Source organism: Micromonospora endophytica (genome assembly GCF_003236305.1).
Classification (GTDB): Bacteria; Actinomycetota; Actinomycetes; order Mycobacteriales; family Micromonosporaceae; genus Micromonospora; species Micromonospora endophytica.
In genome coordinates this window covers 22351-29644 of record NZ_POTX01000052.1, presented here as the reverse complement: position 1 = coordinate 29644, position 7294 = coordinate 22351, and the positions used below count along the sequence as shown (strand labels likewise).

At 72.6% G+C, this 7294-nt stretch carries 6 protein-coding genes; 3 read left to right on the top strand and 3 right to left on the bottom strand.

All coding sequences use genetic code 11. The features are described 5' to 3' along the window. Positions 1–129: 129 nt before the first annotated feature. Positions 130–1617, top strand: a complete 1488-nt coding sequence (locus tag C1I93_RS10700; RefSeq protein WP_111243094.1) for a GH1 family beta-glucosidase — start codon at positions 130–132, stop codon at positions 1615–1617. Positions 1618–1817: 200 nt separating this feature from the next. Continuing rightward, on the top strand, positions 1818–3041 hold the full coding sequence (locus C1I93_RS10695) for an MFS transporter (protein ID WP_111243093.1): 1224 nt from the start codon (positions 1818–1820) through the stop codon (positions 3039–3041). Between the two features lie 10 nt (positions 3042–3051). On the opposite strand, the gene C1I93_RS10690 is transcribed toward C1I93_RS10695, so the two are convergent. Then, positions 3052–3471 (bottom strand): VOC family protein, encoded by a 420-nt coding sequence (locus C1I93_RS10690; protein ID WP_111243099.1) that lies wholly within the window; start codon positions 3469–3471, stop codon positions 3052–3054. Between the two features lie 92 nt (positions 3472–3563). On the opposite strand from C1I93_RS10690, the gene C1I93_RS10685 reads away from it, so the two are divergent. Beyond that, positions 3564–4145 carry a TetR/AcrR family transcriptional regulator gene (locus C1I93_RS10685; protein WP_212808342.1) on the top strand — a complete coding sequence of 194 codons (582 nt, stop codon included), beginning with the start codon at positions 3564–3566 and terminating at the stop codon, positions 4143–4145. Between the two features lie 136 nt (positions 4146–4281). Here the strand turns inward: C1I93_RS10685 and C1I93_RS10680 are convergent, their stop codons facing one another. Together C1I93_RS10680 and C1I93_RS10675 are read right to left on the bottom strand one after the other, a co-directional pair. Beyond that, the gene (locus tag C1I93_RS10680) at positions 4282–4704 is read right to left on the bottom strand and encodes a roadblock/LC7 domain-containing protein (RefSeq protein WP_111243091.1); all 423 of its coding nucleotides are present in this window, start codon (positions 4702–4704) and stop codon (positions 4282–4284) included. Then, positions 4701–7211, bottom strand: a complete 2511-nt coding sequence (locus tag C1I93_RS10675) for a sensor histidine kinase (protein ID WP_223256535.1) — start codon at positions 7209–7211, stop codon at positions 4701–4703. The genes C1I93_RS10680 and C1I93_RS10675 overlap by 4 nt, the downstream gene beginning before the upstream one ends. Positions 7212–7294 lie beyond the last annotated feature (83 nt).

Here is a 7294-nt window from a genome sequence, read left to right as displayed (position 1 = left end):
CCTGACACCCCGCCACCGCGGCTGTCCCACCCGCTGCGAGTCCCGGCCCCGGTGGCCACCGCCCACGCCTTACCCTTTATTGGGAGCGCTCCCGGCCGCAGGCGGTCAACCCATCCCTGAGGAGAACCCATGTCGATGCTCACCAGGCGCCACCTGCTGCGTCGCGCGGCGCTCTCGGCCGCCGCCCAGGCCGGGCCGGCCCGCGCTGCCGCCGGCACCACCGCCACGGCCGCCAGCACCACCGCCCTGGCCGGTTGTCGCTCGGACGACCGCACCGACCCGGCCGTCGCCCCGGCCACCCGCCTGCCGTTCCCGCCCGACTTCGGCTGGGGAGCGGCCACCTCGGCGTACCAGATCGAGGGCGCCGCCAAGGAGGACGGCCGGGGCGAGTCGATCTGGGACACCTTCAGCCACACCCCGGGCCGCATCCGCAACGGCGACACCGGCGACGTGGCCGCCGACCATTACCACCGCTACGCCGAAGACCTCGATCTGATGCGCGACCTGGGGCTGCGCAGCTACCGGTTCTCCATCTCCTGGCCGCGCATCCAGCCCGACGGCACCGGCGCCGCCAACCAACGCGGCCTCGACTTCTACCGCCGCCTGGTCGACGGGCTGCACGAGCGCGGCATCGCCCCGATGGCCACGCTGTTCCACTGGGACCTGCCGCAGTCTCTTCAGGACGTCGGCGGCTGGGAGTCCCGCGACGTCGCCCACCGCTTCGCCGACTACGCCGACATCCTCTTCGCCGCCCTCGGCGACCGGGTGCCGGTCTGGCTCACCATCAACGAGCCCAAGACCGTCGTGCAGAACGGCTACCTGCAAGGCCATCACGCTCCCGGCCAGCAGGACCCGGACGCCGCGTACCTCGTCGCCCACCACCTGCAACTCGCCCACGGACTCGCCGTACGCGCACTGCGCGCGGGCGGCGTCGAGAGCCGCATCGGCCCCGCCTTCAACCTGCACCCCTGCTACCCCGCCGACGACTCCCCCGGCGCCGCCGAGGCAGCCCGCCTGTACGACGGCTACGAGAACCGGCTCTACCTCGACTCGACGTTCCACGGCAGCTATCCCGAGGACGTGCTGGCCGACCTCGGGCCCAGCAGCCGGATGGTCCGCGGCATCCACGACGGTGACCTGGAGATCATCTCTTCTCCGGTCGACCTGCTCGCGGTGCAGTACTACACCCCGATCTACGTCACCGCCGACGGCGGCACCGCCCGGCGCTGGCCCACCTCGGAGGCGAGCTGGCAGCAGATCTACCCGGACGGGATGTACGACATCCTGACCCGGGTCACCCGTGACTACGGCCCGGTCCCGCTCACCGTCACCGAGAACGGACTGCCCACCCCCGACGTGCTCGCCGCCGACGGCACGGTCGAGGACACCGCCCGGGTCACCTTCCTGCGCGACCACCTGGCCGCCGCCCACCGCGCCGTCACCGACGGGGTGCCGCTGGAGAGCTTCCACGTCTGGTCGCTGCTGGACAACTTCGAGTGGGCCGAGGGCTACGACCAGCGCTGGGGCCTGATCTACGTCGACTACCCCACCCAGCGCCGGGTGCTCAAGCGCAGCGCCCACTGGTACCGCCAGGTCATCACCGACAACGCCCTCTGATGTGTAAGGAGGGGCCCCCTGTTAACGCCTCGTGTATAGCAGGGGCCCCCTCCTAACATCCGCTCCCGGCGAGCGGGCACGCGCCGGAAGCGGTGGGCGGCACGCGCCGGAGGTGGGCGGCACGCGCCGGAGGCGGGCGGGCAGGACACCGGGAGCGGCGGGCGCATGGTGGGGCGCCTGAGTCGTTAGAGTCGCAAGGCGTGGAGAATCCCCGGTCGCTCGGGCGGCAATTCTGGACGTTCTGGAGCGCTGCCGCGCTGGCCAACCTCGGTGACGGTATTCGGGTGGCTGCGTTCCCGCTGCTGGCGGCCGCGCTCACCGACAATCCGCTGGCGGTGGCCGCGGTCGCCGCCGCTCAGTTCCTGCCCTGGCTCGTCTCCGGCCTGTTCGCCGGGGTCCTCGCCGACCGTCGCGGGGCCCGTACGCTGCTCGCCGCCGCCGACACCGGCCGGGTGGTCGTGCTGGGCACGCTGGCCGCCGCGATCGCCCTGGGGTGGGTGAGCATCGCGCTGGTCGTGGTCGCCGCGTTCCTGCTCGGCGTCGGCGAGACGATCCGCGACACCGCCGCCCAGACCGCCGTGCCCCGGCTCGTCGCCGACGCCCAGTTGGAGAAGGCGAACGGACGGCTGGTCGCCGGCGAGATCGTCGGTAACGAGTTCGTCGGACCGCCGGTCGGGGCCCTGTTGTTCGTCGTCGGCGCCGCCATCCCGTTCGCCGTCAACGGTGCCGCCCTGGCGCTGGCCGTGATGCTGGTGCTCTCGCTGCCGCTGACCCTGGCCCACCGGGTCACCGTCGCCCCCGGCGCCGACAACCCGGCCACCGAAGGCGACGGCCCCCTGGCCGGGGTGCGTTGGCTGATCCACCAACCCATGCTGCGGACCCTGGTGCTGGTCACCGCCGCCGTGGCCGCCGCCGACACCGCCTGGTTTGCGATCTTCGTACTCTATGCCCGGGAAGCTCTCGGCCTCGGTGCGGTCGGCTTCGGTCTGCTCCTCGCCACCGGCGCGGGTGGCGGCCTGATCGGCTCGTTCGCCGCCGACCGGCTGGTCGCCCGGTTCCGGCACCGCACCGTGCTCACCTGGTCGATGGCGGCCACCGCGGGCGTACCGGTCCTGCTCGTGGTGGCGCCGAACCGGGCCGCCGCGGTGGTCGTGGTGGCCACCACCAGCGCGGCGTTCGCCGTGCTCAATGTCGCCGCGCTTTCCGTACGTCAGCGACTGGTGCCGACCGGTCTGCTCGGCCGGGTCATCGCCGCCTCCCGGCTGGTGACCTACAGCTGCACAGCCCTCGGTGCGCTGGCCGGTGGCGCGCTGGCGGCCGGCGTCGGCATCGAGGCGCCGTTCGTGTTCAGCGGCGTGGTCGCCGTCGCCGCCTGCGTCGCCTGGTGGCTCGCCTCCCGACCGACCGGGTACGGGCTGCGGTAATCGGCGGCGGTCAGGCGGATCGTGCCGGGTCGGTGTACTGCGCGGCGTACTCGCCGGTGGGTTCGATAGGCGTGATGACGTCGATGAGCACTCCGTTGGGGTCGGCCACGATGAAGTGTCGCTGCCCGAAGTCCTCGCTGCGCAGCTCCAGTTCGGCCCGCTGCCCGCCCGCGACCACGAGGCGCTGCCACTGCGCGTCCACGTCGGCCACCTCGATGTTGAGCAGCAGCCCGCCGACCGGTCGCCGGAAGCCGTCCGGGATCGTCGGGTGGGTGGAGTCCACCAGGGCGAGTTCGTACGACTCGCGGCGCAGGCTGACGTACCAGTCCGCCGCGAAGGTGGTCTCGAAGCCGAACCACTCGGCGTAGAACGCGTGCGACTCCTTGAGCCGGTCGGTGCAGATCACTGGGTAAAAGCTGGTCACGTGCATGGTCACTCCCATTCGCATACCGCTGGTATGCGAATGGACGCTATTGGCATACCATTGGTATGTCAATAGCGGTACGGAGTGAGGGTGGTGGCATGCGGCGGGCGGAACAACGAGAGCAGACCCGGCAGACACTGGTACGCCAGAGCCGGCTGTTGTTCGCGGCGCGGGGATACCCGGCCGTCGGGCTGGCCCAGATCGTCGCCGCGGCCGGGGTGACCAAGGGCGCCCTCTACCACCACTTCGACAGCAAGGCCGACATCTTCCGGGCGGTGCTGGAGCAGGTGCAGCAGGAGGTGGCCGAGCAGATCGTCACCGCGGCCGAGGCGCAACCCGACTCGTGGACCCGGCTGACGGCGGGCTGCCGGGCGTTCCTCACCGCCAGCACCGCCCCCGGCGTCCAACAGATCATGCTGATCGACGGGCCGGCCGTGCTGGGCTGGGCCGAGTGGCGGGCGCTGGACGAGGCGGCGTCCGCCCGTCACCTCGCCGAGGCACTCGCCGACCTCGTCGCGGACGGGACCATCCCGGCGCAACCGGTCGCACCCCTGGCCCACCTGCTCTCCGGCGCGATGAACGAGGCAGCCCTGTGGCTCGCCACGACGACCACCCCGAACGCGCTGGACCACACCTGGGCCGCGCTCGCCCGCCTGCTGCACGGCCTCCGCGTCCACTGACCGGGCCGCGCAGATCCGGCACCTCCGCCGGGCGGGGAGCCGGGCGGCACCGACGCGACCCGACCCCCGCGCGCTGGCGCGGCGGTGTGACGGATCAGTCCCGACCCCCCGCGCGCTGACGCGGCGGAGTGACGGATCAGTGCGGTAGCGCCTGCTGAAGTTCGGCGCGCAGGGCGGGGGTGAGCATCTCCCCGGCCTGCTTGGCCAGCCGGGCCATCTCGTAGCCCACCACACCGATGTCGGCGTCGGCCGCCGCCAGGGTGGCCAGGATCGAGCCGTCGCGGATCTGCATCACCAGGAAGTAGCCCCGTCCCATCTCGACAACTGTCTGCTTGACCACGTCGCCGTCGAACATCTGGGCCGCGCCGGCCGTGATGCTCATCAGGCCCGAGGTCACCGCGGCGAGCTTGTCGGCGTGGTCTCGGGGCAGGTGGTCGGAGATCGCCACCAACAGGCCGTCGGAGGAGACCACCACCGCGTGCGCCACTCCCGGCACCCGCTCCGCGAACCCGCTGACCAACCAGCTCAGGTCGCGAGCCTCCTGCGACAAGGTCGTCACTGCTGTCCTCCTTGGTTCCACATCCCGGGCGGTGGCACGGGTATCTCGGTGGTCTCCTCAGCCTCTGCCCGGCGTACACCGCTGTACAACCTCGACAACATCCCGCCCACCGCGTCCGGGTCCGGGTCGTGCCGAGTCGACTGGCGCTGCTGCGGGCCGGCCGGCTGGGTGACGGCGCTCAGCTGCGCCATCGGCACCCGCAGCGGCAGGCCGCGGTCGTTGGTGCCGGCGGTCACCGGCACCGCAGGTGGCGCCGGGGCACCGGCCCCGGCCGTCGAGACGCCCGCCGACGGCCCCTCCCGGGACCACCAGCCGCTCCCGGTGGACGCCGGCACCGCCGGGGCGAGCACGTCCTCCGCGCGTACCGGCACCGGGCGCGGCTGGCGGGGCACGCTCACCGGTCGCCGTCCGGCGACCGGCAGCTCCGCGAGGTCTGGACTGCTGGGTACGCTCGGCCGGTGCGCCTCGGCCGGCAGCCCGCGCCGCGACGGCGGCGGGTCCAGGCTGGGCGGTGGCGCCGCCGCCAACAACGCGCCGGGCAGCCGGACCCGGGCCACCAGGCCACCTGCGCCACCGTGCAGCCGCACCTCGATGCCGTGCCGGGCGGCCAGGTGGCTGACCACGAACAGACCCATCCGTTCGACGGTCCCCACATCCGCGGCCGGCGGCTTCGCCAGCACCTCGTTCGCCTCGGCCAACGCGTTCGGGGTCATGCCCAGGCCCTGGTCGGCGATCTCGATGACCGCACCGGTGCCGTCGGCCCGCGCCATCACCTGCACGACGGTGTCCGGCCGGGAGAACGCGGTGGCGTTCTCCAGCAGCTCGGCGAGCAGGTGCACCAGCTCACCGACGGCGTGCCCGACCAGGTGCAGGTCGGCCACTGCCTCGTGCCGCACCCGCTGGTACTGCTCGATCTCGGCGCTGGCCGCCAGCAGCACCGCGCCCAGCCCGATCGGCCGGTTCCACCGGCGGGACGACTCGCTGCCCGCCAGCACCAGCAGGCTCTCGTCGTTACGGCGCATCCGGGCGGCGAGGTGATCCAGCTTGAACAGGTTCTCCAGCTGGTCGGGATCGCCCTCCTCACGTTCCAGGTCGTCGAGCAGCTCCAACTGCCGCTCCACCAGCACCTGGCTGCGTCGGGCGAGGTTGACGAACATCGCGTTGACGTTGCGCCGCATGACCGCCTGCTCGACCGCCACCCCGACCGCGCTGCGGTGCACCGCGACGAACGCCTCGGCGAGTTCGCCGATCTCGTCGAGGGACCGCACCACCGCCGGAGCGACGTCGATGTTCGGCACGCCCCCGGAGACCGACCGCAACCGGGCCAGCGCCTCGGGCAGTTCGACCTGGGCGATGCGCAACGCCTGCGATCGCAACTGCCGGATCGAGCGGGCCAGCGACCGGCCGATCAGCACGGAGATCAGCACCGCCCCCAGCAGCACCGTGATGACCACGCCGACCACCAGCAGCGTCTCGCGGAGCTGCCGGCTGCTGGCCTGGTCGGCCTGTGCCGCCGAGGCGGCCAGCACCTCGTTCTCGACCTCCCGCAGCAGCTCGTGCCGCGCCTCACTCGCCGTCCACCAGTCGTCGGCCCGCAGCAGTCTCGGCGCGGTCGTCCCCTGCGTCAGAGCCCGCTCCTCCAACCGGGACGCTTCGGCGAAGGACGGATCCTGGCTCAGCCGGTCGTAGCGGGCCACCTGCGCGTTCGTGGCGGCGACCCGGAACGTACCCAGCGCGGTGAACTGCCGCGACCGCAGCTCGGTCAGCTCCGCGGCGGTGGTGTCGCCGTAGGTACGGGCGCGGGCCGCGGCGTACAGCTCCGCCCGCAACCGCGAAGACAGCTCCTTGGCCCGGGCGAACTGCACGTAGCGCAGCACCGCGTCGGACAGCTCGGGCCGGTCGGCACCCGGCGTGGGTTGCGCGAGCAGGGTCAGCAGCGCGTCGATGGCCCGGTGGTAGTTGCCGAGGACGGTGTCGTCGCTGAGCACCACCGTGGTGAGCACGTCGCGCATGTAGTCGACCTGCTGGTACGCCTGTGCGGCGACCGCGTAGGTGTCCGCCCAGGCGGAGTCGTCGTCGGTGAGCGGCTCAGCGGCGTCGCGCAGCGCCTGCTCCGCCTGGTCCGAGGCGAGCCGGTAGGGCCGCAGCGCGCCCACCGCCGCGTCGACTCCGTCCGCGCCGGCGACCCGCAGCGCGAACAGCTCACCCGCCGTACGGTCGCGTTCCTGCTGCAACTGGTGCATCAGGTTGGTGATCTCCCGCCCGATGCCCACCTGGGCGGCGAAGTTGCCGAGCGTGCTGGCCCGGCCGACCAGTTCCTGGGTCTGCACCGCGGCCAGGACCAGGAAGGCGACCGAGGGGATGACAAGTACGGTGGCGAGCTTGGTGCGCATCCGCCAGTCCTGGAGGCGCAGCGGGGAACGACGCCGGTGGGCAACCACCCGGACATCGAAGCGGCGCCGACGATGCTGCGACACCTCGTTCACCGTGTCCGGCCCTACACCCACGCCCTCCTCCTCCCCACGCGTCCGCCGCGACCCGGGGAGCGCCGTCCATCCAACCAGGCCCCGGAGCAGTGTCAACGGCCTGC